Origin of the sequence: Streptomyces phaeoluteigriseus, assembly GCF_001896135.2 — a bacterium.
GTDB lineage: Bacteria > Actinomycetota > Actinomycetes > Streptomycetales > Streptomycetaceae > Streptomyces > Streptomyces phaeoluteigriseus.
This window is the reverse complement of the sequence record NZ_MPOH02000019.1, coordinates 342,757-368,424: the sequence shown is the minus strand read 5'-3', so window position 1 is coordinate 368,424 and position 25,668 is coordinate 342,757. Positions and strand designations below refer to the sequence as shown.

General features: G+C 73.3%; 17 protein-coding genes and 3 pseudogenes. 12 read left to right on the top strand and 8 right to left on the bottom strand.

What is annotated here, in order from left to right; translation table 11 throughout:
• Positions 1 to 99: 99 nt before the first annotated feature.
• Positions 100 to 633 (top strand): DoxX family protein, encoded by a 534-nt coding sequence (locus BM536_RS31250; RefSeq protein ID WP_073495566.1) that lies wholly within the window; start codon positions 100 to 102, stop codon positions 631 to 633.
• Between the two features lie 48 nt (positions 634 to 681).
• Here BM536_RS31250 and BM536_RS31245 read toward each other — a convergent pair whose 3' ends face one another.
• Together BM536_RS31245 and BM536_RS31240 are read right to left on the bottom strand one after the other, a co-directional pair.
• Entirely contained in the window at positions 682 to 951 is a 270-nt protein-coding gene (locus BM536_RS31245; protein ID WP_073495563.1) for a hypothetical protein, read from the bottom strand.
• Positions 938 to 2,292: pseudogene (locus BM536_RS31240) on the bottom strand (PspC domain-containing protein). Before BM536_RS31240 ends, BM536_RS31245 begins: the two are co-directional and overlap by 14 nt.
• 143 nt (positions 2,293 to 2,435) lie before the next feature.
• On the opposite strand from BM536_RS31240, the gene BM536_RS31235 reads away from it, so the two are divergent.
• Positions 2,436 to 3,764 carry an ATP-binding protein gene (locus tag BM536_RS31235; protein WP_211362983.1) on the top strand — a complete coding sequence of 443 codons (1,329 nt, stop codon included), beginning with the start codon at positions 2,436 to 2,438 and terminating at the stop codon, positions 3,762 to 3,764.
• Positions 3,764 to 4,504, top strand: a complete 741-nt coding sequence (locus BM536_RS31230) for a LuxR C-terminal-related transcriptional regulator (RefSeq protein ID WP_073495560.1) — start codon at positions 3,764 to 3,766, stop codon at positions 4,502 to 4,504. The genes BM536_RS31235 and BM536_RS31230 overlap by 1 nt, the downstream gene beginning before the upstream one ends.
• Before the next feature lie 12 nt (positions 4,505 to 4,516).
• Here the strand turns inward: BM536_RS31230 and BM536_RS31225 are convergent, their stop codons facing one another.
• Entirely contained in the window at positions 4,517 to 5,593 is a 1,077-nt protein-coding gene (locus tag BM536_RS31225; RefSeq protein WP_073495583.1) for a C40 family peptidase, read from the bottom strand.
• Between the two features lie 488 nt (positions 5,594 to 6,081).
• Here BM536_RS31225 and BM536_RS31220 point away from each other — a divergent pair, with 488 nt between their 5' ends.
• Positions 6,082 to 6,435: a hypothetical protein gene (locus BM536_RS31220; protein ID WP_073495557.1), complete on the top strand. Its 354-nt coding sequence runs from the start codon at positions 6,082 to 6,084 to the stop codon at positions 6,433 to 6,435.
• A 186-nt stretch (positions 6,436 to 6,621) separates the two neighbouring features.
• Here BM536_RS31220 and BM536_RS31215 read toward each other — a convergent pair whose 3' ends face one another.
• The gene (locus BM536_RS31215; RefSeq protein WP_073495554.1) at positions 6,622 to 7,818 is read right to left on the bottom strand and encodes a C40 family peptidase; all 1,197 of its coding nucleotides are present in this window, start codon (positions 7,816 to 7,818) and stop codon (positions 6,622 to 6,624) included.
• Between the two features lie 447 nt (positions 7,819 to 8,265).
• Here BM536_RS31215 and pcrA point away from each other — a divergent pair, with 447 nt between their 5' ends.
• Complete coding sequence (gene pcrA / locus BM536_RS31210; RefSeq protein ID WP_073495551.1) at positions 8,266 to 10,752, top strand: DNA helicase PcrA; 2,487 nt, start codon at positions 8,266 to 8,268, stop codon at positions 10,750 to 10,752.
• Positions 10,753 to 10,853: 101 nt separating this feature from the next.
• On the opposite strand, the gene BM536_RS31205 is transcribed toward pcrA, so the two are convergent.
• A complete protein-coding gene (locus BM536_RS31205) occupies positions 10,854 to 12,347 on the bottom strand; it encodes a M23 family metallopeptidase (protein WP_245873886.1) in 1,494 nt (497 codons plus the stop codon).
• A 380-nt stretch (positions 12,348 to 12,727) separates the two neighbouring features.
• Positions 12,728 to 13,630 carry an esterase/lipase family protein gene (locus tag BM536_RS31200; RefSeq protein WP_073495545.1) on the bottom strand — a complete coding sequence of 301 codons (903 nt, stop codon included), beginning with the start codon at positions 13,628 to 13,630 and terminating at the stop codon, positions 12,728 to 12,730.
• 477 nt (positions 13,631 to 14,107) lie between these two features.
• On the opposite strand from BM536_RS31200, the gene icmB reads away from it, so the two are divergent.
• The gene (icmB, locus tag BM536_RS31195) at positions 14,108 to 14,524 is read left to right on the top strand and encodes a coenzyme B12-dependent isobutyryl CoA mutase small subunit (RefSeq protein WP_073495541.1); all 417 of its coding nucleotides are present in this window, start codon (positions 14,108 to 14,110) and stop codon (positions 14,522 to 14,524) included.
• Between the two features lie 85 nt (positions 14,525 to 14,609).
• On the opposite strand, the gene BM536_RS31190 is transcribed toward icmB, so the two are convergent.
• Positions 14,610 to 16,232, bottom strand: coding sequence for a DUF5691 domain-containing protein (locus tag BM536_RS31190; protein WP_094103783.1), 1,623 nt, complete (start codon positions 16,230 to 16,232; stop codon positions 14,610 to 14,612).
• A gap of 247 nt (positions 16,233 to 16,479) precedes the next feature.
• Positions 16,480 to 17,843: pseudogene (locus tag BM536_RS31185) on the bottom strand (SWIM zinc finger family protein).
• Positions 17,844 to 17,988: 145 nt separating this feature from the next.
• Between BM536_RS31185 and BM536_RS31180 the strand changes: the two are divergent.
• The 6 genes and pseudogenes from BM536_RS31180 to BM536_RS40900 all read left to right on the top strand — a co-directional run.
• Positions 17,989 to 19,143: an AAA family ATPase gene (locus BM536_RS31180; RefSeq protein ID WP_073500115.1), complete on the top strand. Its 1,155-nt coding sequence runs from the start codon at positions 17,989 to 17,991 to the stop codon at positions 19,141 to 19,143.
• A 306-nt stretch (positions 19,144 to 19,449) separates the two neighbouring features.
• Positions 19,450 to 21,897: a DUF5682 family protein gene (locus tag BM536_RS31175; RefSeq protein WP_245873926.1), complete on the top strand. Its 2,448-nt coding sequence runs from the start codon at positions 19,450 to 19,452 to the stop codon at positions 21,895 to 21,897.
• 13 nt (positions 21,898 to 21,910) lie between these two features.
• Positions 21,911 to 23,101, top strand: a complete 1,191-nt coding sequence (locus BM536_RS31170) for a VWA domain-containing protein (protein ID WP_094103782.1) — start codon at positions 21,911 to 21,913, stop codon at positions 23,099 to 23,101.
• A gap of 91 nt (positions 23,102 to 23,192) precedes the next feature.
• Positions 23,193 to 24,146: a hypothetical protein gene (locus tag BM536_RS40905; protein ID WP_094103781.1), complete on the top strand. Its 954-nt coding sequence runs from the start codon at positions 23,193 to 23,195 to the stop codon at positions 24,144 to 24,146.
• Between the two features lie 125 nt (positions 24,147 to 24,271).
• A complete protein-coding gene (locus tag BM536_RS44090) occupies positions 24,272 to 24,394 on the top strand; it encodes a hypothetical protein (protein WP_281258605.1) in 123 nt (40 codons plus the stop codon).
• Positions 24,391 to 25,668 (top strand): annotated as a pseudogene (locus tag BM536_RS40900) (hypothetical protein); the annotation flags it as partial. The gene BM536_RS44090 and the pseudogene BM536_RS40900, both read left to right, overlap by 4 nt.

The window sequence follows — 25,668 nt, the reverse complement described above, 5'->3', positions numbered from 1 at the left end:
GATGCCCAAGGCCCGACCGACCACTGAGCGCACCGCCCCTTTCGTACGTATGGTCTGTCGAGGGGTCCACCAAACGCGGGCGAGAGGCGGCTACGGGCGATGACTCACGGCATGCGAACGGACACGCATTCCCCCCATCTCGACGGAGACCGCGGCAACTGGCGGGACACCGCCACCCGCTACTCCCTCCTCCCGCTCCGTGTGTTCCTCGGCATCACCTTCATCTACGCCGGCCTGGACAAGCTCACCGACGGAGCTTTCCTCAACGACAGCGGCGCCGGCTCGATCGGCGACACCATGCGGGCCGTGCGGGACTCCTCGGCCATCCCCGCCCTGGTCGACCTCTCTCTCAAGAGCCCCACCGGCTTCGGCTACGCCATGGCCTTCGGCGAAGTCGCCGTCGGCATAGGCACCCTGCTGGGTGTCCTCACCCGCCTCGCCGCCCTCGGCGGCGCGCTGATCTCCCTCAGCCTGTGGCTGACCGTGAGCTGGGCCTCCGACCCGTACTACTACGGCAACGATCTCGTCTACCTCATGGCCTGGCTGCCCCTCGTCCTCGCCGGCGCCCCGGTCCTCTCTCTCGACGCCGCCTGGCGCTCCAGGAGGCGGCTGCGATCCGGAGGCTTCCGGTAGGCCGTGCCGCCCACGACACGGCCCACTCCCGCAGTCACCGCCCCGCAGTCACCGCCCCGCCGTCCCCGCCCCCGCGCCTATGTCCGCCCCCGCGTCCGCGTCCGCGGGGGCGCCCGGCTCTCCGCCCCGGCGTCTGCGGACCGCCCGCGTCACGAGGCCGGTGACGGCCGCCAGGAAGAGGCCGGCCACCACGACCGGCACGACGGTGAACCAGGGCGTCTCCCAGAGGCCGCCCGCGTCTCCCGCGTAGATCACGCCCACGAGGACGAAGGCGGCGCCGGCGACCAGCCGGCCCGGCCGGAACTCATGACGCAGCACGGGCCACCTCCGCCTGTCCCGCCCCGACCTGGAGGTCGAGGTCGATCGTCCCGGTGTCCTTGCCGCCGGACACGGGGGACAAGGTCACCTCCTTGTGCTTGCCCGGCTCCACGTCCACGTCCTCCTGCTTCTCGCCCGGCAGCTGGATGTCGCCCAGGCCCACATCGATCCGGACGTTCACCGTCACATCCGGCGGCACGATCACCCGCAGCCGGCCGAGCCCGACCTCGGCGTCGGTGCTCACCGTCTGGCCCTTGGCGGGCTTGAGGCGGGACAGGTCGAGGGTGGCGTCGCCCGTGCCGAGGTCATAGCTCTCCCGGACGTCGGCGACCGCCGTGGGTCTCCATGTCGTGTCGATCCAGCGGGTGCCGACGTCCTTGGGGACCAGGGTCGCCCCTGCGAGCAGGCCCGCCGTGACGAGCGCCAGCAGCACCGATCCGGCGCCCGTACGCCCCAGCAGCGAGCTGACCGCGATGCCCACGCCGAGCACGATCAGCGCGGCGGACAGACCGGCCTGGAGGCTGGTGCCCAGCGGATGCTCGTCCCAGGTGAGCCGGGTCGCCAGGCCACCCGCGACCAGGGCGAGCAGGAAGGACCAGCCGCCGGTCCAGCGCGGGCCGCGCGGCCGGGGTGCCCGGCCGTACGGGGTGCGTATGTCCTCGTGGTGCTTCCCGTGCCCGATGAGGTCGACGTTGATGGAGGACACGAAGTCCGGGGCGTGGGAGCCCCCGGGGCCCCAGAGATACCCCGTGCCGCCGTCGTGCGTGCCGTCCTTGACGATGGGGTCGCGCCACCAGGACGGATAGGCGGCCGGGACGGGTGGCGCCTGGGCCTCCGGTGGGGCGTCGGCGACGGCCTGGGCGGCGAGCGGGTCGGCGTCGGAGGCCTCCCGGTGCCGTGACCAGTAGCCGGCGCGGCCAGCAGGAGGGAGAGGACGACGGCGAAGGTGAGGACCCCGCCGTTGTTGAGCATCGACAGGAACACCCCGCAGCCGACCAGCGCGAACAGCACGGCCGCGAGGGCCTGGCCGTCGACCCGGCCGGTCAGCAGCTTGCGCACCTCGTTCTGGCCGTCGTCGGTGTAGGGGACGAACAACCAGGCGAAGCCGTAGAAGATGAGGCCGATGCCGCCGGTCGCGGAGAGCACGGCGAGCGTGATCCGGAAGATCACCGGGTCCATGTCGCACTGCCGCCCGAGGCCTGAGCACACGCCGGCGAGCATCTTGTGCTCGCGGTCGCGGCGGAACCGGTGCGGCGGGTGCTCGCCGGCGGGCGGGGCGGCCGCGTCCGGTGCGGTGCTCCCGCCCGGTCCGGTGTCCGCGGCGTGCTGGTGATCCGTCATGGCTCCATGGTGGCGGGCGAGAGGCCCCGGCGGCAGTCGGAACGACCCTGGTCGGACCCTGATATCGGCCCTGAGCCGACGCCCGGGAGGCGTTCGGGCCGCGGGGCCGTCGAAGATCAGGGGCGTCTCGGGGGCAAACCCTGATGCCCGGGGCGTGGGGCCGTGTGACCATCGTTGGCATGCCGGAAGCCGCAACAGCGCCACTCGTCGAACCGCGGCCGCCGCGCAAGCTCTACCGCAGCGGTGACGGACGCTGGCTGGGTGGTGTGGCGCGGGGGCTCGCCGGACATCTCGGGCTGCCCGTGATCTGGGTGCGGCTCGTCTTCGTCGGCCTGTTCCTGGCGGACGGCCTCGGCGCTCTGCTCTACGCGGCCTTCTGGTTCTTCGTCCCGCTCGGCATCGGCGGGGTCGGCGGCCAGCGATTCCCCTCCCCCTCCGACGCCGCCACCGGCTCCACGCCCGACGGCCGCCGCAGACTCGTCACCCGCAAGCCCGACAAGGGCCAGATCGTCGCCCTGCTCCTCATGGTCGTCGTCGCCATGGTCTTCGTCGGCAATGTGAACCTGGGCAGCGGCGCCAAGGCGTACCTCCTGCCCGCCGTGCTCGTCGGCGCGGGCGTCGCCCTCGTCTGGCGTCAGGCGGACAACGCCCGGCGGGCCCGCTGGGTTCAGGCCGGCCGCAGACGCCGTACGCTCACGCTGCTGCGCGCGGGCGCCGGTGTCCTGCTGGTCACCGCCGGTGTCTCCGGCATCTTCGTCCTCCAGGGCTCCGCCGCCCACCTCGGCTCGGTCCTCCAGGCGGCCCTCGCCGTCCTGGTCGGCATCACCCTGCTCGCCGGGCCGTATCTGGTGCGCATGACGCAGGATTTGTCCGAGGAGCGCCTGATGCGCATCCGTGCCCAGGAGCGCGCGGAGGTCGCCGCCCATGTGCACGACTCGGTGCTGCACACCCTGACCCTGATCCAGCGCAACGCGGAGAACGCGAACGAGGTGCGCCGCCTCGCCCGCGCCCAGGAGCGCGACCTGCGCACCTGGCTGTACAAGCCGGAGGGCACCGGCAAGGACGAGGCGGACGAGCCCACCACCCTCGCCGACGCGGTCCGGCGCGATGCCGCCGAGGTGGAGGACAAGCACGGTGTCCCACTGGAGGTCGTGGTCGTCGGCGACTGCCCGCTCGACGAGCGGCTGACCGCACAGATGCAGGCCGCGCGCGAAGCGATGGTGAACGCCGCCAAGTACGGTGGCGAGGGCGGCGCCGTACAGGTCTACGCCGAGGTCGAGGGCAGGACGGTCTTCGTGTCCGTCCGGGACCGCGGTCCCGGCTTCGACTTCGACTCGATACCCGCCGACCGGATGGGCGTCAGAGAATCGATCATCGGCCGCATGGAGCGCAACGGCGGCACGGCGCGGCTGCGGGCGGTCCCGGGCGGCGGCACGGAGGTCGAGCTGGAGATGGAGAGGGCGGAGAACTGATGAGCGACCCGACCGAGACGGACGGCACGACAGGAGCGGCCCCCGCGGCCGACCCGGCGCAGGGCGAGGGCGGCCCCGGACGGCACGTGCGCGTGGTCCTCGTCGACGACCACCGCATGTTCCGCACCGGAGTGCAGGCCGAGATCGGCCGGACCGAGGAGACCGGTGTGGAGGTCGTCGGCGAGGCCGCCGACGTCGACCAGGCGGTCACGGTCATCACCGCGACCCGGCCCGAGGTCGTCCTCCTCGACGTCCATCTGCCGGGCGGTGGCGGTGTCGAAGTGCTGCGCCGCTGCGCCCCGTTGATGAGCGACCCCGAGCGGCCCGTGCGTTTCCTCGCCCTGTCCGTCTCGGACGCCGCGGAGGACGTGATCGGCGTGATCCGCGGCGGCGCCCGCGGCTATGTCACCAAGACGATCACCGGCACGGACCTGGTCGACTCCGTCTTCCGGGTCCAGGACGGCGACGCGGTGTTCTCGCCGCGGCTAGCCGGGTTCGTCCTGGACGCCTTCGCCTCCACCGACGCCCCGCCGGTCGACGAGGACCTCGACCGTCTCACCCAGCGCGAGCGCGAGGTCCTGCGCCTCATCGCCCGCGGTTACGCCTACAAGGAGATCGCCAAGCAGCTGTTCATCTCCGTCAAGACGGTGGAGTCCCATGTCTCGGCGGTCCTGCGCAAGCTCCAGCTGTCCAACCGGCACGAGCTGACCCGCTGGGCGACGGCACGCCGGCTGGTGTGACAGGGGGCGTCCTCAGACCACCCGGCTCGCCCCCGCGTACGGCATCTCGTCGATGGGTGCCACGCGCACCGGGGCCGAGGGGTTCGGTGCGTGGATCATCTTGCCGCCACCGATGTAGATCCCGACGTGCGTGATGCCCGAGTAGAAGAACACCAGGTCGCCCGGCCGCAGTTCGGAGCGGGCGACGCGGCGCCCGGCGTCGATCTGCGCGTACGTCGTGCGGGGCAGGGAGACGCCCGCCGCGCGGTACGCGGCCTGGACGAGGCCCGAGCAGTCGAAGGCGTTCGGGCCGGTCGCGCCCCACACATAAGGGCTGCCCAGCTTGGCGTAGGCGTAGGAGACGGCCGCCGCCGCACGGGCGTTGGGGGCCGTCGCGGTGGCCGAGCCGGGGGCGGGCAGGCTGTCGCGGGCGCCCGTCGAGGCCCGCGAGGCACGGGTGTCCGTCCCGGCCCCGCTACCCGAGGTGATCCGCGCCCGTTCTTCCGCCGTGAGCCGGTTCAGCAGGCCGCGCGCCGCGTCCAGCTTGTCGGTGATCGTCTTCTTGTGCCGCTTCAGCTCGGCCTGGCGCGTCTTGAGCGAGGCCAGTTCGACGCGTGCGGCGCCCCGCAGCTGCTCCGCCTCCCGCAGTTGCTTGCGGAACCGGATGACGGCGGCGGACTGGCGGTCGCCGGCCCGTTCGGCGAAGGAGGCGTTGTCGAGGTACTGGTCGGGGTCGTCGGAGAGCGCCAGTTGCATCGCCGGGTCGAGGCCGCCGCTGCGGTACTGCGCCGCGGCCATCGTGCCCAGCGCCTCGCGGGCCGTGTTGAGCCGTGCCTCCTTGCGAGCGGCCTCGTCCCGCAGGGTCGCCAGCCGCCGCTCCGCGGCCGTCGCCTTCTCCTGCGCGCCGTTGTACTTCTCGGTCGCCGCCTCGGCCTCCTGGTACAGCGTGTCCACCTTGGCCTTCACCTGCGCCGGTGTGGCGTTCGGCTCGGCGTGCCCGGTCCCGTCGAACGCGGTCACGCCGGCCACTCCGGCGAGGGCGATGGTGGCTGCCGTGCGGGCCGTGTGGCCCGCGGCCGGACGCTGACGGGGCTTGCGGTGCGCTGGCACGTGGTACTGCACGTCCTTTCGTCGACCGCCTCGTCGATACGGCCGCCGGGCCGGCCGGGTCCGTGGGGACGGGCCTCGGCCGCCGGGGGGAGCGGGCGCACTGCCGCGGGGCGCGGCTGACGCGTCGCGCGCCGCACGGGGGGAGCGGAGCGCGCCGGACCTTCTCGGCGGTGGTGTCCGACTGCCGCCCCTGTCCGGGCGGCGGTGGGGAGCCGGTCACCTGGGGGAGGACGCTAGGCCCGTTCGTGTCGGTCGGGTAACGCGATGTGCGGAAGTGACGCGAGAGGACTGCCGGGTGACCGGAAGTGGCCGTACCGCTGGTCCTGAGTCGTCGACTTCACAGGGCGGGTCGACCGATGCGGTGAATCCGGGCCCCTCCTGGGCGGCGCGCTGCTATGAGGCGCATATGTGCGAGCACGGTGGGACGGGGCTGGACGGAATGGGCCGGTGTCGGGAGGAGCCCGGGCCGCTGGTTAGCATCCGGCCTCATGGACGTACTCATCCACCTCTTCGTCGGCCTGCACATCATCGGCATCGCCGCGCTGCTCGGCGGCTTCCTCACGCAGATGAGGGCGATGGGGCAGGGCACCGCCCGCTTCGTCCCCGCGATGCTGCACGGCGCCGCGACGATGCTGGTCACCGGCGTGATCCTGGTCGGTCTCAACCAGGCCGACGACCAGGAGGTCGACAACATCAAGATCGGCGTGAAGCTGGCCCTGCTGATCGTGATCCTCGGCCTCGTCTATGTGAAGCGGGACGACGAGAGGGTGGAGAAGCCCTTGTTCGGCCTGGTCGGCCTGCTGACCGTGGCCAACGTCTTCATCGCGGTGCTCTGGACCTGAGCGACCTGATCGCCCTGAGCGTCAGAGCGACCTGGGTGCCTGGGTGCCTGGGTGACCCGAGCGACCTGGGTGACCTGAGCGACATGGACGTCCTGAGCGACATGGACGTCCTGAGCGGCATGGACGTCCTGGGCGTCCTCGGCTCCGCCCGTGCGTCTCGCGCGCCCCGCGTGCGCGGCGCTCGCCTCAGGCCGGGCGCACCACGCTGTGGATCGACGACTCCCCGTCGTAGTAGATCGACTCCTCGCGCACGTAAGCGCCGGGCTTCGGGGCGTGGATCATCATGCCGTTGCCTATGTAGATGCCGACATGGGTGACGTCGGCGTAGAAGAACACCAGGTCACCGGGTTGTGCGGCGGAGAGGGGGACCGTCGTGCCGGCGTTCACCTGGTCGTAGGTGACGCGCGGCAGGGAGACGCCGGCGGCCTTCCAGACGGCCTGGGTCAGACCGGAGCAGTCGTAGGAGTCCGGGCCGGTGGCGCCCCACACGTACGGCTTGCCGATCTGCGCGCGGGCGAAGGCCAGCGCCTTCTCCGCCTTGGTCGCGTACGAGGGGTCCGTGACCGGGGAGGCGGACGGCGCGGTGGACGGCGAGGACGACGACGTGTCGGTGCTCGAGGACCCCGTCGACCCCGCGGAGTCACCGCTCTCCTGCTGGGCGGCCGCCGCCTCCGCCCGCTGCTGCTCGGCCAGCTCGGCGGCCTTGCGGGCGGCCTCCTGCCGCTTCCGCTCCTCGATCGCCGCCAGCCGCGCCTTCTCCTCCGCAGTCAGCTGCGACAGCAGCGCGCGGGCGGAGCCGAGCTTCTTCTGGACGGTGGCCTTGGCGGTCTTCAGGTCGTTCTGCGAGTCGGTGAGCGTCCGCAGGCTCTGGGAGGCCTCCTGGCGCTTCTTCATCGTCTCCGCCTGGTCGGCGAAGTAGTCGTCGACCGCGCTCTTCTGCCGCTCGGTCACCCGGCCCATCAGCTGCGTCTGGTCGAAGTAGTCCTGCGGGGAGTCCGCGAGCAGGAAGGTCGCCGTGTCCGGGGCCGAGGCGCCGGTGCGGTACTGGGCGGCGGCGTACGAACCCAGCTCCTCCCGCGCCTCGTTGAGCTTCTGGGCGCGCTGGGCGACATCGTCGAGGAGGGTGTCGACCTGCTTGCGCTGCTTGGTCGCCTTCTCCTTGGCGGCGTTGTACTTCTCGGTGGCCGACTCCGCCTGGCGGTAGAGATCGTCGACCTTCTTCTCGACCTCCTCGACACTCGGCTTGTCGTCGGTGGAGGGGGCGGCGGTCGCCGTCTGCGAGAGCAGGGCCACCGAGGTGAGCGCGGCGGTGGCGAGAGCGGGCGTACGGATTCCTGCCACGCGGGTGCCCGCGGGACGGGGCTTGCGGTGCTGCGACGCCAAGGGAGGCGACTCCTTCCAGTTACCGCCTACCGGGTCAGCGGTGGGGGCACCCCCAGGCCGTGCGGGCACTGGGGGAGGGTTCGGGCGGGTGTTTCGGAAGGGTTGCCCTACGGCTCGTCCTCCCCGGAGGGGAGTGAGCCGATTCACCCCGAGGTTCGGTGGGTCCCCGGCTCCGGTTGCCGTGAGGGGCACGCCGGACTCGACGGAGGCCGCGCGGCCCGGCGAGGTTCGCCGGTAGGGGTCGTACGGCCTGCCCGGCACCGTAGCCAACTGGTGTGGCCCGTGTGAAGGTTGCTGGGTGATATGCCCGATACATTTTCGTGACCTCGGGTCAGGCCGCCGTCCGCGGTCACCGACGGTGCCAGGGGCGCCCCGGAAGGTGAGGGCCGGGGGATGTTTCCGGGACGGCCGCGGGTTGTCAGTGGGGCAGCCTAGACTCGGAGAGCGATGAGCAGCCTCTTTGACGACAGCTTCCTGGCGGACCTCCAGGCCCCCCGCGGCCACCACGAGGAACCCCCGCCGCCGCCCGAGGACGATCACTCTCCGGAACCGGTTCCGGACGATCTGTTCGGCGGGAAGTTCGACGCGCCGCCGGACCGGGACGCCTACTACCGGGACGGCGCCCCGCGCCCGCCGCTCGACGCGGCGGCCCTCCTGGAGGGACTCAACGAGAACCAGCGCGCGGCCGTGGTCCACTCCGGCACCCCGCTGCTCATCGTCGCCGGCGCCGGCTCCGGCAAGACGCGCGTGCTGACCCACCGCATCGCCCACCTCCTCGCCGAGCGGAACGTCCATCCGGGCCAGATCCTCGCGATCACCTTCACCAACAAGGCCGCGGGCGAGATGAAGGAGCGCGTCGAGCAGCTCGTCGGCCCGCGGGCCAACGCGATGTGGGTGATGACCTTCCACAGCGCGTGCGTGCGCATCCTGCGCCGCGAGAGCAAGCGGCTCGGCTTCACCTCGTCGTTCTCGATCTACGACGCGGCCGACTCCAAGCGTCTGATGGCCCTGGTCTGCCGCGACCTGGACCTCGACCCCAAGCGCTTCCCGCCGAAGTCCTTCAGCGCCAAGATCAGCAACCTGAAGAACGAGCTGATCGACGAGGAGGACTTCGCCGCCCAGGCCACCGACGGCTTCGAGAAGACCCTCGCCCAGGCCTACGCCATGTACCAGTCGCGGCTGCGCGAGGCCAACGCCCTCGACTTCGACGACCTGATCATGACGACGGTCAATCTGCTGCGCGCGTTCCCCGACGTCGCCGAGCACTACCGCCGCCGCTTCCGCCATGTCCTCGTCGACGAGTACCAGGACACCAACCACGCCCAGTACGCCCTGGTCAGGGAACTCGTCGGCTCCTCCGAGCACCCGGTGGACGTACCGCCGAGCGCGGACGACCTGCCGCCCGCCGAACTGTGCGTCGTGGGCGACGCCGACCAGTCGATCTACGCCTTCCGCGGCGCGACCATCCGCAACATCCTCCAGTTCGAGGAGGACTACGCGGACGCCACGACGATCCTGCTGGAGCAGAACTACCGCTCCACCCAGACGATCCTCACCGCCGCCAACGCCGTCATCGAGCGCAACGAGTCGCGCCGCCCCAAGAACCTGTGGACCAACGCGGGCGAGGGCGCGCGCATCACCGGCTACGTCGCCGACACCGAGCACGACGAGGCGCAGTTCGTCGCCGACGAGATAGACCGCCTCACGGACGCGGGCGAGGCCAAGGCCGGTGACGTGGCCGTCTTCTACCGCACCAACGCCCAGTCCCGGGTCTTCGAGGAGATTTTCATCCGCGTCGGCCTGCCCTACAAGGTTGTCGGCGGCGTCCGCTTCTACGAGCGCAAGGAGGTCCGGGACGTCCTGGCCTACCTGCGTGTGCTCGCCAACCCGGAGGACTCGGTACCCCTGCGCCGCATCCTCAACGTGCCCAAGCGCGGCATCGGCGAGCGCGCCGAGGCGATGATCGACGCCCTCTCCCAGCGCGAGAAGATCAGCTTCCCGCAGGCCCTCCAGCGCGTCGACGAGGCCTACGGCATGGCCGCGCGCTCCACGAACGCGGTCAAGCGGTTCAACACGCTGATGGAGGAGCTGCGCACGATCGTCGAGTCGGGCGCGGGACCGGCCACGGTCCTGGAGGCGGTCCTCAACCAGACCGGCTACCTCTCCGAGTTGCAGAACTCCACCGACCCGCAGGACGAGACCCGCGTCGAGAACCTCCAGGAACTCGCCTCCGTGGCGCTGGAGTTCGAGCAGGAGTCCGGCGAGGGTGAGGCGACCGGCTCGCTCTCCGACTTCCTGGAGCGGGTCGCGCTGGTCGCCGACTCCGACCAGATCCCCGACGAGAGCGAGGACGGCTCGGGCGTCATCACGCTCATGACCCTCCACACCGCCAAGGGCCTGGAGTTCCCGGTCGTCTTCCTCACCGGCATGGAGGACGGCGTCTTCCCGCACATGCGCGCCCTCGGCCAGACCAAGGAGCTGGAGGAGGAGCGCCGCCTGGCCTACGTCGGCATCACGCGCGCGCGGGAGCGGCTGTACCTGACGCGCTCCGCGCTGCGCAGCGCCTGGGGGCAGCCGTCGTACAACCCGCCCTCGCGCTTCCTGGAGGAGATCCCGGCCGCGCATGTCGACTGGAAGCGGACGGGGGCGACCTCGCCGGTGTCCTCCGGTCCGGTGTCCGGGGTGGCGGCCTCGCTGTCGTCGTCCCGATCGCGTTCCTCGGCGGCCGGCGGGTCCGGCTTCGCCACGCGGCGCACCTCGGAGAAGCCCGTGGTCGCCCTGGCCGTCGGCGACCGCGTCACCCACGACCAGTTCGGCCTCGGCACGGTCGTCGGCGTGAAGGGCACGGGCGCCAACGCGGAGGCGACCGTCGACTTCGGCGAAGCCAAGCCGAAGCGCCTGCTGCTGCGGTACGCGCCGGTGGAGAAGCTGTAGCTCTCGCGCGATGAGCCCCCGGCGCCAAGTCGGCGCCGGGGGCTCATCGGTCGATTCGAGAGGCCTGGTGGGTCGGGAGGCCTACGTCGGGCCGGCAGGCCTTACGTCGGGTCGATTCCGTGGCTGCGCAGCCACGGCAGCGGGTCGACGGCGGAGGCGCCGCCCGGCCGGACCTCGAAATGCAGGTGCGGCCCGGTGGAGTTGCCGGAGTTCCCGGAGTACGCGATCGGGTCGCCGGCCTTCACCGTCGTACCGGAGGCGACGCGGTAGCTGGAGAGGTGGCAGTACCAGGTCTCCGTGCCGTCCTTCGCCGTCACGATCATCATGTTGCCGTAGGCGCTGTTCCACTGTGTGCGGACGACGCCGTCGGTCGCCGCCATCACCGTGGTGCCGTAGGACACCGGGAAGTCGATGCCGGTGTGCTGCGACATCCAGTTGATGCCGGACTGGCCGTAGTAGGCGCTCAGGCCGTGGTTCGAGACCGGCAGCGCGTACTTGGGGCGAAGCCGCTCCTTGCGGGCCGCCTCCGCCGCCGCCTTCTTCTTCTCGGCTTCCTGCTGCGCCTTGAGGTCGATGCGTTCCTGCGTACGGCTGGCCCGGTCGGCGAAGTCGCCGGCCTCGGCGGTGAGGGTCTGGAGCTGGGTGTCCAGCTTGTTGTTCGCGGCGGACGGCTTCACCGGCTGCGCGTCCGAGGCGGACGCCGTGGTGTCGTGGTCGTCACCACCGGTCAGCGTGCCGACCGAGGCCGCCGCGATACCGGCCACGCCCATGACGCATGCCGAGGGCACGGCCACGGTCAGCAGCGCGGAACGTCTCGCGGGCGCACGCCGCCGGGAGCGGTTCGCGTTACGGGTCGCCGCCCGCCCGAGCGGGGCCGAGACGACTTCCTCCTGGTCGTCGAGGAGGAGCGCGGCGCCGTCGGCCGGTTCACCGTCGGCGGGGGCGGACTCGTCGCGGTCGACCTGCTCGAAGGTGGCGGTGGCCTGCTGGTCGAAGGGGACCTCGGCCTGGTGGGCCTGGAAGGAACCCTCGGCCTGCTGCTCGTACTCGCCGCCGCTCTCGGTGGCCTCGGCGCCGCCGCCGTCGGAGTTCCACTGCGTCGCGTCGTAGGCGCCGGTGTCGAAGGCCTGCGTGCCCCATTCCCACTGCTGGGTCGCCTCGGCCGGGGCGGCGGACATGTCGGGCTGGCGCCAGGCGCTCGCGTCCCACTGACCACTGACGTCGGGCGCGGCGGCCTGCGGCGGGATGCCTGACAGCTGCTGCGGATCCGTGGACCAGGCCGTGGTGTCGTAGGCACCCGTGTCATAGGCGGCGTGGTGCTGGGCCGCGTACGGGTCGTGGTTCAGGGTCTGGTGGCTGCCGGTGGCCCACTGCCCGGTGTCGTACGCCCCGGTCGACGCCGCCGTTGCTCCGTCGCCCGGCATGTCGCCGAAGAGGGGGTCGACCGCGAAGTGACCCGTGCCGTGCGCGACGGAGTCGTATGTGCCGGAGTCGTAGCCGTTGTACGTGGTGAAGTCGCCGTACTGGGCTTCCGGGGAGCCGTACGACGCCTGGTGCGCCGAGTCGGCGTCGGAAGCCGGAGCCGGGGTGGTCATGGTCCCCGACGGGTGACGATCGTTCACCAACTTCTCTCTCGCCTCGACAACAGGGGCTGCCAGAGCAGTGCGGTGACTGTACCCGCCGGTATGCGGGCTCGACAATCTTCCGCAGGTTTCGGGTCCGCGGGAAAGGGGCATTCGGCCCTGTTTCGGGGGAGGGCGGACGCGGGTTTGGCCCTATGTTCGAAGGTTGTTCGATGCCGAAGGGCTGTCGTGGCGCTGTGGAGGCGAGGTAAGTCGACTGTGCCGGGCGGCTGTTATGTCGCCGTGTGTCTCTTTGCGACCGGAAGTGGCGTCGGACGTCCCGTCGGGGGCGGTCCTGTGGCGCCTCTTGGCCGTCCTGCCGGATGTCACGTCAGGTGTACTGCCGGGTGTCCTCAGGCGACCGTCAGATCGCCGGTGTGTGCGACAGGTGTACCGGGCGTGGCGTCGGCCGCGGTCCCGTCGCCGTCGAGGGCCTGCCGGATGCCGGTCGCGACGGCCGGGTGCACCGGGAGGGCGAGATGGCCGATGCCGCTCACCTGGACGTTCTCCGTCAGGAGGTCGGGGTGGTCGAGGCGGGCGGTCTCCAGCGGCGCCATCAAATGGTCGAGGTCGCTCCAGAAACTGACGAACCGCGTCCGGCAGCCGGGCGCGGGCCGGGACAGCTCCTCGATGACCTCCGAGCCGGGGCGCATCTGGCGCACGATCGGGTGGGCGTTCGCCAGTGGCGCCACCCGGGTCCCGGAGTGCGGGGTGCCCAGCATGACCAGGGTCCGCACGCGCGTGTCGCCGCCCAATCGCTGCACGTAGTAACGGGCGATCAGCCCGCCGAGGCTGTGCCCCACGACGTCCACCTGGCTGCTGCCGGTGCGCTGGCAGATCTGCTCGATGTGCCGGCCGAGCAGCTCGGCCGCGATCCGGATGTCACAGGTCAGCGGGGAGTAGTTGAGTGACTCCACCCGGTGTCTGCCGTGCTGGGCGAGACTGCGGCGCAGCAGGACGAACACGGAACGGTTGTCGATGAAGCCGTGCAGGAGGACGACCGGGGGCGGGGCCTGGGTCGGCAGCCGCGCCGGGTCCTCGGCGCCTTCGGTGCCCCGGGCCGGGAGTGCGGGCGTGCCGCCGCGGCGCTCCTGGGTGATGCCGGAGGGGTACAGGAGGAGATGGCCCGTGAGGATCGCGATCTCCAGGGCGGTCGCCTTGAGCAGTGTCGCGGAGAGTCCCATCAGTCCGCCGGGCAGCAGACGCCGGCAGAGACGCAGCGGAAGAAGGGGCTCCAGGGCCCGGGTGACCTGCATGGCCGACCTCCTGTCGGCACGCTGAGGACGGCTCTGTCCCCCGTGTGCCCTCGTGGAAGTCGCGGCGGAGGCGGACGGCGGTGCGCGAGGGGCGTGTGAGGCGGGGCGAGCGGTGTGCTCCCTGCGCTCCTGTCGTCTGTCGTCGAAAACCCTGTCCTGCCTGCCCGTCGAGCCTGCGCCGATGTGCCTCACCGCCATGGCCCGCAGCCTGCGGGCCCGCAGCCTGCGAAGCGGCGGTGCGGCGACCTCGTTGCGGCTCCCGTTGCGCGGATTTCCCCGGGCTCCCCGTCGGGGGAGAGGAAACCGCGTTTGGTGAACGTGTCCCATGGTGTGATTTCCCCCTCGGTGCGCACCGTAAAACCGCCGGTTGCGGGATCCTGGGGATAACGTTCGTTCACTTCCCCGGCCGGTGTGGTGGTACCTCTCGGTACGCAGGGAATCGGTACGGATGGATGTAGTCGCTTCATGGAGGCAGTGATGGGTGTGGCAGCCGGTCCGATCCGCGTGGTGGTGGCCAAGCCGGGGCTCGACGGCCACGATCGCGGGGCCAAGGTGATCGCGCGTGCGCTGCGCGACGCCGGTATGGAGGTCATCTACACAGGCCTCCACCAGACCCCCGAACAGATCGTCGACACCGCGATCCAGGAGGACGCCGACGCGATCGGTCTGTCCATCCTGTCGGGGGCGCACAACACGCTCTTCGCCGCCGTGATCGAACTCCTCAAGGAGCGGGACGCGGCGGACATCCTGGTCTTCGGCGGGGGGATCATCCCCGAGGCGGACATCGCGCCGCTGAAGGAGAAGGGCGTCGCGGAGATCTTCACGCCCGGCGCGACCACGGCGTCGATCGTGAACTGGGTGCGGGCGAACGTACGACAGCCCGCGGGAGCGTAGCGCGGTCCCGAGGCGGGAGCGGTCCGGGTGATCTCGCCCGAGGGCGGCGACCCCGGACCCCCGCACGCCCCCGGCGGGCCGGGCGTCATCCGGCGGTGTCTCTCACCGCGCCCAGTTCCTCGCTCATCACCGCCCGCAACCGCAGCGTCGTGCCCAGCCGCTGGAAGGCCTCCGCCCAGTAGCCGCCCGCGCCGGGCGAGGCGTCCTCAGGCTCCTCCGGGACCGCCAGCAGGCCGTCCAGGCGCGTCGCCTCCGCCGGGTCGAGACAGCGTTCCGCCAGACCCATCACCCCGCTGAAGCTCCACGGATAACTCCCGGCGTCCCGAGCGATGTTGAGTGCGTCGAGCACCGCCCGGCCGAGCGGAGCGGCCCACGGGACCGCGCACACCCCGAGCAGCTGGAACGCCTCCGACAGGCCGTGCGTCGCGATGAAACCGGCCACCCAGCCGGCCCGTTCGCCCGACGACAGGGTGCTCAGCAGCTTGGCCCGCTCGGCGAGGGAGACCGCGCCCGGCCCGCCCGCCTCCGGCGCCGACGGCACACCGAGCAGCGCCCGCGACCAGTCGGCGTCCCGCTGCCGTACGGCCGCCCGGCACCAGGCCGCGTGCAGCTCGCCCGTCCAGTCGTCGGCCACCGGCAGCGCGAGGATCTCCTCGGGCGTACGGCCGCCCAGCCGCGCCGGCCACGAGGCGAGCGGGGCCGACTCCACCAACTGGCCGAGCCACCAGGACCGTTCGCCCCGGCCGGGCGGCGCCTTGGACACCACGCCGTCGCGCTCCATGCCCGCGTCGCACTCGTGCGGTGCCTCCACGACGATCGTGGGTGCGTCCCGCGTGTGGTCGACGGCCACGCACGCGGCGGCCCGCACCGCCATCCGCGCGGCCAGTGCCGAACCCGGCAGCGCCGACAGCAACTCCGCCGCCGTCGAACGGACGTTTCGGCTGCGGTCGGCCAGGGCCTGCTCCAGGAACGGCTCGTCCCGGGGGCCGAGGCCGGTGCGCAGCGAGTCGAGGAACATCAGGCGGTCCTCGGCGCGCTCCGTAGGCCAGGTCGACTCCAGCAGTGCGCGGGCGGCGTCCGGGTCGCGGGACCGGATTCCCGCCAGAAGGGCGACCCGCTCGGCGAACAGGCCCTCCTGCCACAGCTTCTCGATCCTGCCGGTCTCCTCCGGACCCGGCAGGGCCGTCCCACCGCCGGGTGTCGAGCGCAGGGCGAACCGCCAGTCCGGGTTGAGCCGGGCCAGCCACAGCGCACGCGGGCCCGCGAACTCCAACGCGGCCGGGCGCAGATCGGTCCGGCCGCGGGCCGCGTCCAACAGGGCGGGCAGGGTCGCGGCGGGCGCTGCGAACCCACGGGCGTTGGCGGCTGCCAGCCACTGGGGCAGCAGCTCCATGAGATCCGGTGCCGTGCCCCTGCGGCCGCCTCCGCCGGTGCCGGGCCGGTCGGCCAGCAGACGGGCCAGTCTGCGCGCCGCCGCGGCGGGCAGCGCCGGGCGCGGGTCCTCGGGGGCCGGCTCAGGGCGCGGCGCCGCCCGCCCCGGCCGCAACCCGGCCCGACGCCGCACGGTCTCCGCGGCCGCCGCGTCAAGCAGCGCCGAGGGCGCGGACCGGCCGGGTGCCACTCCCGACGGCGCACGCCGGTCCGTCCCGAGCAGGGCCACGGCGACGAGGTCCTCCCAGGACGCCGACGGGGTTCCGGTGGCGGTCATGCGGGTTCCCTTCCGGTGCGTGGGGTGGTCCGTGCCGGCGTGGGCTTCCTGGCCGGCCGAACGGGGTGCGGGGGCTTCTCGCGCTGGTGGGCTTCCCGGCCGACCGAGTCGGGTGCCGGTCGCGCAGGCGCCCGCCTTCTGGCCGACCGAGTCGGGTGGGTGGGCACCGGCGGCATGCTCACCCAACTGCTGCTCGCCGACCACCCCGACCGGCTGCGCACCGCGACCCTGATGGGCACCCAGGGGGTCAGCACAGGGGGACCGCCTCTCCGGGGGCCGGCGGCCAGGCCGTCAGGGGAGTGAAGCCGCGGTGGCCGCACTCGCCGAAGACGGTGACGGGCGCACCCCCCGAGAGGGCGACCAGACGCCACAACCCGGGCCGGCCGTCGCCGAAGGCGTGAGCGGCAGCGCCGTGTCCCCGTCGGCCTCCGCCAGCTGCCAGGAGGACCCGTCCGGCGTGGGGACGACGCCGTCCAGGGTCACCGGCACGGACTCCAGCCAGGGATCGTCACGCAGGGCCGAGCCATAGCGGGCGGCGGCCTCCGCCGTGGTCACCCCGACAGGCCGGACCGCCGTGGGGGCGGGCGGCGCGAACTGCTCGCCCAGAGCACCCCGCCGCTGCCCGGCCCCCGGATACGCCGACACCTCCGCGTCCAGGGTCAGGCCGACCGGCAGGTTCAGCTCGGGTGCGCGGCCGGCGGCGCCGTAGGACAGGACGAGCGCGGTGCGGCCCGAGGCGAGGCCGTGCAGCCAGATGCGGCGGGTCGTCAGTTTCGGGTCCACGACGTCGTACTGGGCGAGGACCAGCCAGTCGTCCCGCAGCGGTGTTCCGTCCGGGGGCCGGGTGAGGCCGACGCGGGTGCGGACCGTCGCCGCGAGCGCCTCCGGCAGGTGCTCGCGGTGCAGCCAGCCCTGGTCGAGGAGGTGGAGCAGCGCGCACTCCTCCAGCAGCCGCACCGGCCAGCCGGGCCCGGAGCCGGGGATCGCCCCCAACTCCCGCACCCTTGACGCGAGTCCGGGCGCCTGGGCGTCGACCATGCGGGCCGCCGTCTCCTCCCACAGCCCGTACCCCGCCTGCTCGGCCGTGGCCAGCCCGGAGCGCAGGAGATCGGCGAGTCGCTGCTCCAACTCCGTGGCCCCCGCGGTGATCCGCTCGGCGCGGCGTTCGGCTCTGCGCCGGACGGCCTCCGGGTCGGCGGGGCCCGCTTCGGAACCCCGCGCGTCCGTCCCCCGCTCCTCCCGCGTGCGCCCGCGCCGCGCCGCGAGCCACCGCTCCGCCCAGTCCGGCGCCTGCGCCTCCGCTCTCGCCGGCACCGACTCCTCCCCGTCCGACCACAGGAGCAGCAGGCCGAGCGCGTGTTTGCAGGGGAACTTCCGGCTCGGACAACTGCACGTGTACGCGGGTGCGGACCCGTCGGCGACATCGACGACCGTCCGATACGACCCCGCCCCGCTGCCCCGGCACAGCCCCCACACCGCCCCCTCGTCGGAACTTCCCGTCTCGGACCACGGCCCGGCCGCGCCGAGTTTGCTCCCCGCTTTGCGTGACGCGGCGTCAGGCGCCAGCGCCAGCACCTGGTCCGTGGTCCAGCGCACCCCCTGCTGTGTCATGTCGTCGAAGGTAGATCCCCCCACTGACAATCGGTCCCGCGAGCGCTCTCGCGACGGCGTCTGTGCAGGTCGGATCGCGTTGTCAGTGGCGTGGTGCAAGGTGGACACCAGATCCGAACCGGCCGAGCTGGAGGGGACCTCAGCCATGTCAGTCACCGCTGGACCGACGTCCGCCGAACCACGCCACGACCACTCCGCGCCCGCGAACGGCACAGCCGCGCAGGAGGTGCTGAGGCCGCACGCCGAGCACGCCTTCGCCCATGAACTGGCGGCGCTGGCCGCGCAGGACGACCGCCCGCGCCCCGCCCGCTGGAAGCTCTCGCCGTGGGCCGTCGCCACCTACCTCCTCGGCGGCACCCTGCCGGACGGCACCGTGATCACCCCGAAGTACGTGGGCCCGCGCCGCATCGTCGAGGTCGCCGTCACCACGCTCGCCACCGATCGTGCCCTCCTCCTGCTCGGTGTGCCCGGCACCGCCAAGACCTGGGTCTCCGAGCATCTGGCCGCCGCCGTCAGCGGTGACTCGACCCTGCTGGTCCAGGGCACGGCGGGCACCCCGGAGGAGGCGATCCGCTACGGCTGGAACTACGCGCAGTTGCTCGCCCACGGCCCCAGCCGTACCGCGCTGGTGCCCAGCCCCGTCATGCGGGCCATGGCGGAGGGCATGACGGCGCGGGTGGAGGAACTGACCCGCATCCCGGCCGACGTGCAGGACAGCCTCATCACCATCCTGTCGGAGAAGACGCTGCCGATACCGGAGTTGGGGCAGGAGGTGCAGGCGGTCCGTGGTTTCAGTCTGATCGCCACGGCCAACGACCGCGACCGGGGGGTCAACGAGCTGTCCAGCGCCCTGCGCCGCCGCTTCAACACGGTGGTGCTGCCGCTGCCGGAGAGCGTCGAGGCCGAGGTCGACATCGTCGCGCGGCGCGTCGACCAGATCGGCCGCTCCCTCGACCTGCCGGCCGGACCCGACGGCATCGACGAGATCCGCCGCGTGGTGACCGTCTTCCGCGAACTGCGCGCCGGGATCACCTCCGACGGCCGGACGAAGGTGAAGTCGCCGAGCGGCACCCTGTCACCCGCGGAGGCGATCTCCGTGGTGACCAACGGCCTGGCCCTGGCCACCCACTTCGGCGACGGTGTGCTGCGGCCGGCCGATGTCGCCGCCGGCCTCCTCGGCGCCGTCGTCCGCGATCCGGCCGCGGACCGGGTGGTGTGGCAGGAGTACCTGGAGGCGGTGGTCCGCGAGCGGGTCGGCTGGACGGACTTCTACCGGGCGTGCCGGGAGGTGAGCGCGTGAGCGCGGACGAGGACACGACCCGGGGCTGCGCACCGGGAGGTCGCGGGTGGGCTCGGGGCCGCAGGGGGCGCCGGGGGGAGGCGCTGGGGCGGGGGCCGGGGCACGGCGGCCGCACCGCGGGACACGGGGGAGGAGCCGGGATGCCGGACGGTGAGGGCGGGGGGACCGGCAGCGGCCGGGCGGCCGGTGCGGGGGCGATCGACGGAACCGGCCGCGGAACCGGCGTCGCAACCGGCCGGGGGGCCGGGACCCCGGGCCGCGGGGGAAGACGCGGAAGGACGGTCCGGGTCCTGGCCGGGGGAGGCCCTGCTCCTCGGGGTACGGCATCACGGGCCGGGGTCGGCACGGGCCGTGCGCAGGGCGTTGGACGCCGCCCGGCCGCGGACCGTGCTCATCGAGGGCCCGCCGGAGGCCGACGCGCTGATCCCCCTGGCCGCCGACGAGGGCCTGCGGCCCCCGGTCGCGCTCCTCGGGCACGCCGTGGACGAGCCCGGACGGTCGGCGTTCTGGCCGATGGCCGCGTTCTCCCCGGAGTGGGTCGCGATCCGCTGGGCCCTGGAGCACGACGTCCCGGCCCGCTTCATCGACCTGCCGGCCGCGCACACCCTTGCCTGGGAGCGCAAGGCCGACGAGGACACGGACTCCGAGGGCGCACCACCGGGCCACGACCGTGACCCCGGCTCCCGTGCGGACCTTCGCGTCGACCCGCTCGCCACCCTCGCCGACGTCGCCGGATACGACGACCCCGAGCGCTGGTGGGAGGACGTCGTCGAGCACCGGGGCCCGGGCCGACGCGACCCGTTCGCGCCGTTCACCGCGATAGAGGAGGCCATGACGGCGCTGCGGGACACGTACGGCGCCGCGGGCGGCGAGCGGGACCCCGTCCGGGAGGCGTACATGCGGCTCCAGTTGCGGGCGGCGCAGCGGGAGTTCGGGGACGGGGCCGTGGCCGTCGTGTGCGGGGCCTGGCACGTGCCCGCGCTGCGGCAGAAGGCGGCGCTCACCGCCGACCGGGCCCTGCTGAAGGGGCTGCCCAGGGTCAGGACCGACCTGACGTGGGTGCCCTGGACCCACCGCAGACTGGCACGGGCCGGGGGATACGGCGCCGGTATCGACTCACCGGGCTGGTACGCACACCTGTTCGCCGCGCCCGACCGGCCGGTGGAGCGGTGGCTCACCAAGGTGGCGGGCCTGCTGCGCGAGGAGGACCGCGTCGTCTCCCCGGCGCACGTCATCGAAGCGGTACGGCTGGCGGAGACGCTCGCCGCGCTGCGCGGACGCCCGCTGCCCGGCCTGGGCGAGACGACCGACGCCGTGCGGGCGGTGCTGTGCGAGGGCTCGGACGTGCCGCTGACGCTGGTACGGGACCGACTGATCGTCGGGGACGTGATGGGGGAGGTGCCCGCCACCGCGCCCGCGGTGCCCCTGCAGCGCGACCTCGACCGGCTCCAGCGCCGCCTGCGGCTCAAACCGGAGGCCGCGGAGCGGGAGGTGGAACTGGACCTGCGCAAGGAGACCGACGCCGAGCGCGGCAGGCTGTTGCACCGGCTGCGGCTGCTGCGGGTGGAGTGGGGCGAGCCGACGGTCTCGCGGGGGAGTACGGGCACGTTCCGGGAGACGTGGCGGCTGCGCTGGGAGCCCGAGCTGTCCGTGCGGGTCGCCGAGGCGGGGGTGTGGGGGACGACCGTACTGGCCGCCGCCACCGCCAGGGCGGAGGCGGACGCGGTCGCCGCGCGGGGCCTCGCCGAGGTGACCGGCCTCGCGGAGCGCTGCCTGCTGGCGGGGCTGCCGGACGCCCTGCCGACGGTGATGCGGGTCCTCGCCGACCGGGCGGCACTGGACACCGATGTCGGTCATCTCGCCCAGGCGCTGCCCGCCCTCGTCCGCTCCCTGCGCTACGGCGACGTCCGCGGCACCGACACCGGCGCCCTGGCCGATGTCGCGGCGGGCCTCGCCGAGCGGATATTCGTCGGCCTGCCACCGGCGTGCACCGCACTGGACGCCGACGCGGCCGAGGAGATGCGCCGCCACGTGGACGCGGTGCACGGCGCGGTCGAACTGCTGGAGGAGGTGGCCGGACCGGAGCGGGGCACCCCGCTCCACCGCCGCCTTCGGGACCGCTGGCGGGCGGTGCTGCGGGTGCTGTCCGGACGGGACGGTGTGGCGGGGGTCGTGCGGGGGCGGGCCGTACGGCTGCTGCTCGACGGCGGGGAGGTGGAGCGGGACGAGGTCGCGCGGCTGATGGGGCTCGCGTTGTCGCGCGGGACTCCTCCGGCGGACGCTGCCGCCTGGATCGAGGGCTTCGTCGGGGGCGGAGCAGGCGGCGGGCTGCTCCTCGTGCACGACGAGCGGCTGCTCGGCCTGGTCGACGGGTGGCTGACGGGCGTTCCGGCGGAGGCTTTCACGGACGTGCTGCCGTTGCTGCGGCGGACGTTCTCGGCGTACGAGACGGGGGTGCGCCGGACGCTGGGGGAACTGGTGCGGAGGGGCCCCGGTGAGAGAGGCGGCGTGCCGGGGGCGGGCTCCGGGACCGCCGGATTCGCGGACGACCTCGACGCCGGGCGCGCGGACGCCGTCCTCCCGGTGGTGCGGCTCCTGCTTGGGCTGGACGGCGCACAGCGGGACGACAACGACAACCAGCCGGCAGCGACGACCGGCCAACGGCAACGACCAGCCGGCAACGACCAGCCGGCAACGACCAGCCGGCAACGACCAGCCGGCAACGACAACCGGCTGACCACGACGACGATCTGACGGGGGCGAGGACATGACGATCGGGGCGACGGACGAGGACCCCGCGCTGGAGCGGCTGCGGCGTTGGCGGCTGGTGCTCGGGGGCGGCGAGGCGGACGGCACCGAACACGAACAGACCGGCCGGGACGCGGCCATGGACGGCACGCTCGCCGCGCTCTACGGGAAGGGGGACGGAGCGCGGACCGGGCGGGACCGTTCGGCGGGGCTCGGCGCGTCGGCGCCGTCCGTGGCGCGCTGGCTCGGGGACATCCGGACGTACTTCCCCTCCTCCGTCGTCCAGGTCATGCAACGCGACGCCATCGACCGACTCGGCCTGGCAACCCTGCTGCTGGAGCCGGAGATGCTGGAGGCGGTGGAGGCGGACGTGCACCTCGTCGGGACACTCCTGTCCCTCGACAAGGCGATGCCGGAGACCACGAAGGAGACGGCACGGGCAGTCGTGCGCAAGGTCGTCGAGGACCTGGAGAAGCGGCTCGCCACCCGCACCCGCGCCACCCTGACCGGTGCCCTCGACCGCAGCGCCCGAGTCGCCCGGCCCCGCCACCACGACATCGACTGGAACCGCACGATCGCCGCCAACCTCCAGCACTACCTGCCCGAGTACGGGACGGTCGTGCCCCAGCGGCTCATCGGGTACGGGCGGGCCTCGCAGTCCGTGAAGAAGGAGGTGATCCTCTGTGTCGACCAGTCGGGGTCGATGGCGGCCTCGGTCGTCTTCGCCTCCGTGTTCGGGGCGGTGCTGGCCTCGATGCGGTCGATCAGTACCCGGCTCGTCGTCTTCGACACGGCGGTCGTCGACCTCACCGACCAGCTCGACGATCCGGTGGACGTCCTGTTCGGCACCCGGCTCGGCGGCGGCACGGACATCAACCGGGCGCTCGCCTACTGCCAGTCGCAGATCACCCGGCCCGCCGAGACCGTGGTGGTGCTCATCAGCGACCTCTACGAGGGAGGCATCCGGGAGGAGATGCTGAAGCGGGTGGCGGCGATGAAGGCGTCGGGGGTGCAGTTCGTCGCCCTGCTCGCGCTCTCGGACGAGGGCACGCCGGCCTACGACCGCGAACACGCCGCCGCTCTGGCGGCGCTGGGCGCACCGGCCTTCGCCTGTACGCCGGACCTGTTCCCGGACGTGATGGCGGCCGCGATCGAGAAACGCCCGCTTCCCGTACCGGACCCGGACACCACGGTGACAAACGGGGCATGACTACCCATCGGTAACAGGGGGCTTGCGTAACCTCGGGACTCCCGTGCGAGGATCGAACGCCTTGTTTCGTCGCACGGGAGGTCCCTCCCCCTTGTCCCGCCCCGCTCCGCTGCCCGCCGCCCTGCGCCTCGCGCTGCGCGGTGTGGTGCTGCTGGGCGGGCTGTTCGCGCTGGCGTTCCTCTTCGGAGGGCAGGCACAGGCGGCGGACGGGACGAAGGCCACGACGGAGACGGCCACGACGGGGACGACCACTGCGACCACCGCCACCGCGGCCACGATTTCGACGTCGGTGACTTCTGCGGCTGTGCCTTCCACGGCCGCGACTTCTCCGGTTGTGCCTTCCACGGCCGCGGCTTCTCCCACGAACGCGGTCGCCGCCTCGCCGCGGGGTGCCTCGGCCAACCCCGTGACGCCCGTCCGGGAGCGGGTCGTGAAGCCCGTCGGTGAGGTGCTGGAGGGCTTGGGCGACAAGCTGATGGGGACGCGGGTGACGCCCGTGGTGTCGCTGCCCGGCGTCTCCGAGCTGCCGACGCTTCCCCCGCTGGGCTCCCTCCCCGACCTGCCGGACTCCCCCTCGCTTCCGAGCATGCCCCCGCTGCCGTCCCTGCCTTCCCTGCCGTCCCCGCCGTCCCTGCCGACGCTCCCCGTGTCGCAGCCGGGGCTGACGCTTCCGGCGCCCGTGGCGTCGGATCCGGGGCAGGACTCCGGGACCGTGGAAGCGGCGGCGCCGCAGTCGTCGTACGGCCCCCGGGGTGTCGTGAGCGAGGCCTCGATGGGGCCGGTGGCGCACAGCGGCGGGCCGCAGCGTGCCGGGCAGGCCGCGACCGGTGGTCACGCGCCCGTGCGGGGGACGCCTGCCGGGGTGCCCGACGGGGCCTTGGGCAGCGCGTCACTGCTCGACAGCGGTGGTTCGCGCCACGCCGACGCGCACGCCGTGACGCCGTATCACCGGATGCCGGTGCTGCTGGTGCCCGGCAGTGCCGTGGATGTGGACGCGGCCGGGGTCAGGGACAGGTACCGGGACATCCCCGTCTTCCCCGGTTAGGGCAGGTCTCTCTCCGCCCGCCGTGGACCTGCCGCGCGGGTGGACACGCCGCCCGCCGGCCCGGAGCCCGTGTCTGGTCGCTCCGGCGCCGGGATGACTTCCAGTCCCAAGGATCTGACGTACGCATGAACAAGAACATCCGCCGTTCCATCGTCCTCGCCGCCGGTGTCACGGGCGCCTGGGCGCTCGGCTCCGCCACCGCCGCGCGGACGAACTGCCCACCTCGGCCCTCACCCTCCCGGACGTGACCAGCACGGTCGACGACACCCTCGAAGCCGCCGCGACCACTGCCTCCTCCGCCCCGACCACCACTTCTTCCGCCACGACCACCACTTCTTCCGCCACGACCACCACCACCTCCTCCGCCGCCACCGAGGTCGCCGGAGCGGTCACCGCCACGGCCACCGGCGCGGAGGCCACCGTCCCGCAGACCGAGGCGGCCAAGGTCCGTGGCACGCAGGCCATCCAGGGCGCGCGAGCGGCACGAGCCGCGACGGCCGAGGTCACCGCCACGCACGCCACCGAGGCCGGGCACGCCGTCGACACCACGCACGCCACCGCCCTCACCCCCTTGACCGTCGACACCACCGAGGTCACCGACGCCGCGCGCCCCGTCGCCTCCGCCCAGGCGGACGGCACCGGCACCGGCACCGGCGTCGATGCCGATGCCGACATCGACTACCTCTTCGGACCCCTAGCCGCCTTCGCGCCGGAGGTGGAGCAGGCGCCGGCCGCCGCGCAGACGAAGCTCGCTCCGGTCGTGGAGGAGACGGCCGCCGGGGCCGTCCCGCCGGTGGCCGCCTCCGCCGTCTACGGCGCGCGGCACGTCGCCGCCGGCGCGGCGTACGGGCTGGTCCCGGTCGCCGGGCAGACGGCCCACGGCGTCGCCCCCGTCGCCACGCACGCGACCGCAGCGGCGACCGCACTGGCCCACGGGGTCGTGGCGGACGTCCAGCCGGTCGCCGGTGGAGCGGTGCGGGGCCTGCGACCGGTCGTCGGGGGTGCCGTCGCGGACGTCCCGCCGTACGTCACCGGGCTCGTCGCCGAGGTCGCCCACGACGCGACCGGCGCCGTACTGCCGCCCGTCGCGCACACCGCCGTGCGGGCCGTCGCACCGGTCGCGGGGCAGGCGGTCGCGGACGCGGCCACGCTGGCCTACGGCGTGGGCGGCGAGGCCGGTTCCTTCGCCCAGGGTGTGACCGGCACCGCCGACGGCTTCACCGCGGCCGTGGCGGCCCCGGTGGCCCCGCTGGTCACGGGCCTGACGGCCCCGGTCGCCCCGCTCGCCGGGGACCTGACGGCACCCGTCGGGCCCTTCGCCCAGCAGGTGACGGGCCCTGTCGTGCCGTTCGCCGGGGAGACGACGGCCCCGCTCGCGCCGTTCGCCCACGACGTGTCGGCCCCCGCCGTCGCCCTCGCGCACGAGGTGGCCGCGCCGGTGGTCGGTTTCGCGCAGGAGGTCACGGCCCCGTCGCCCCTTCGCCGGGCCGCGACGGCCCCCGCCGGCCCCTTCGCCCAGAAC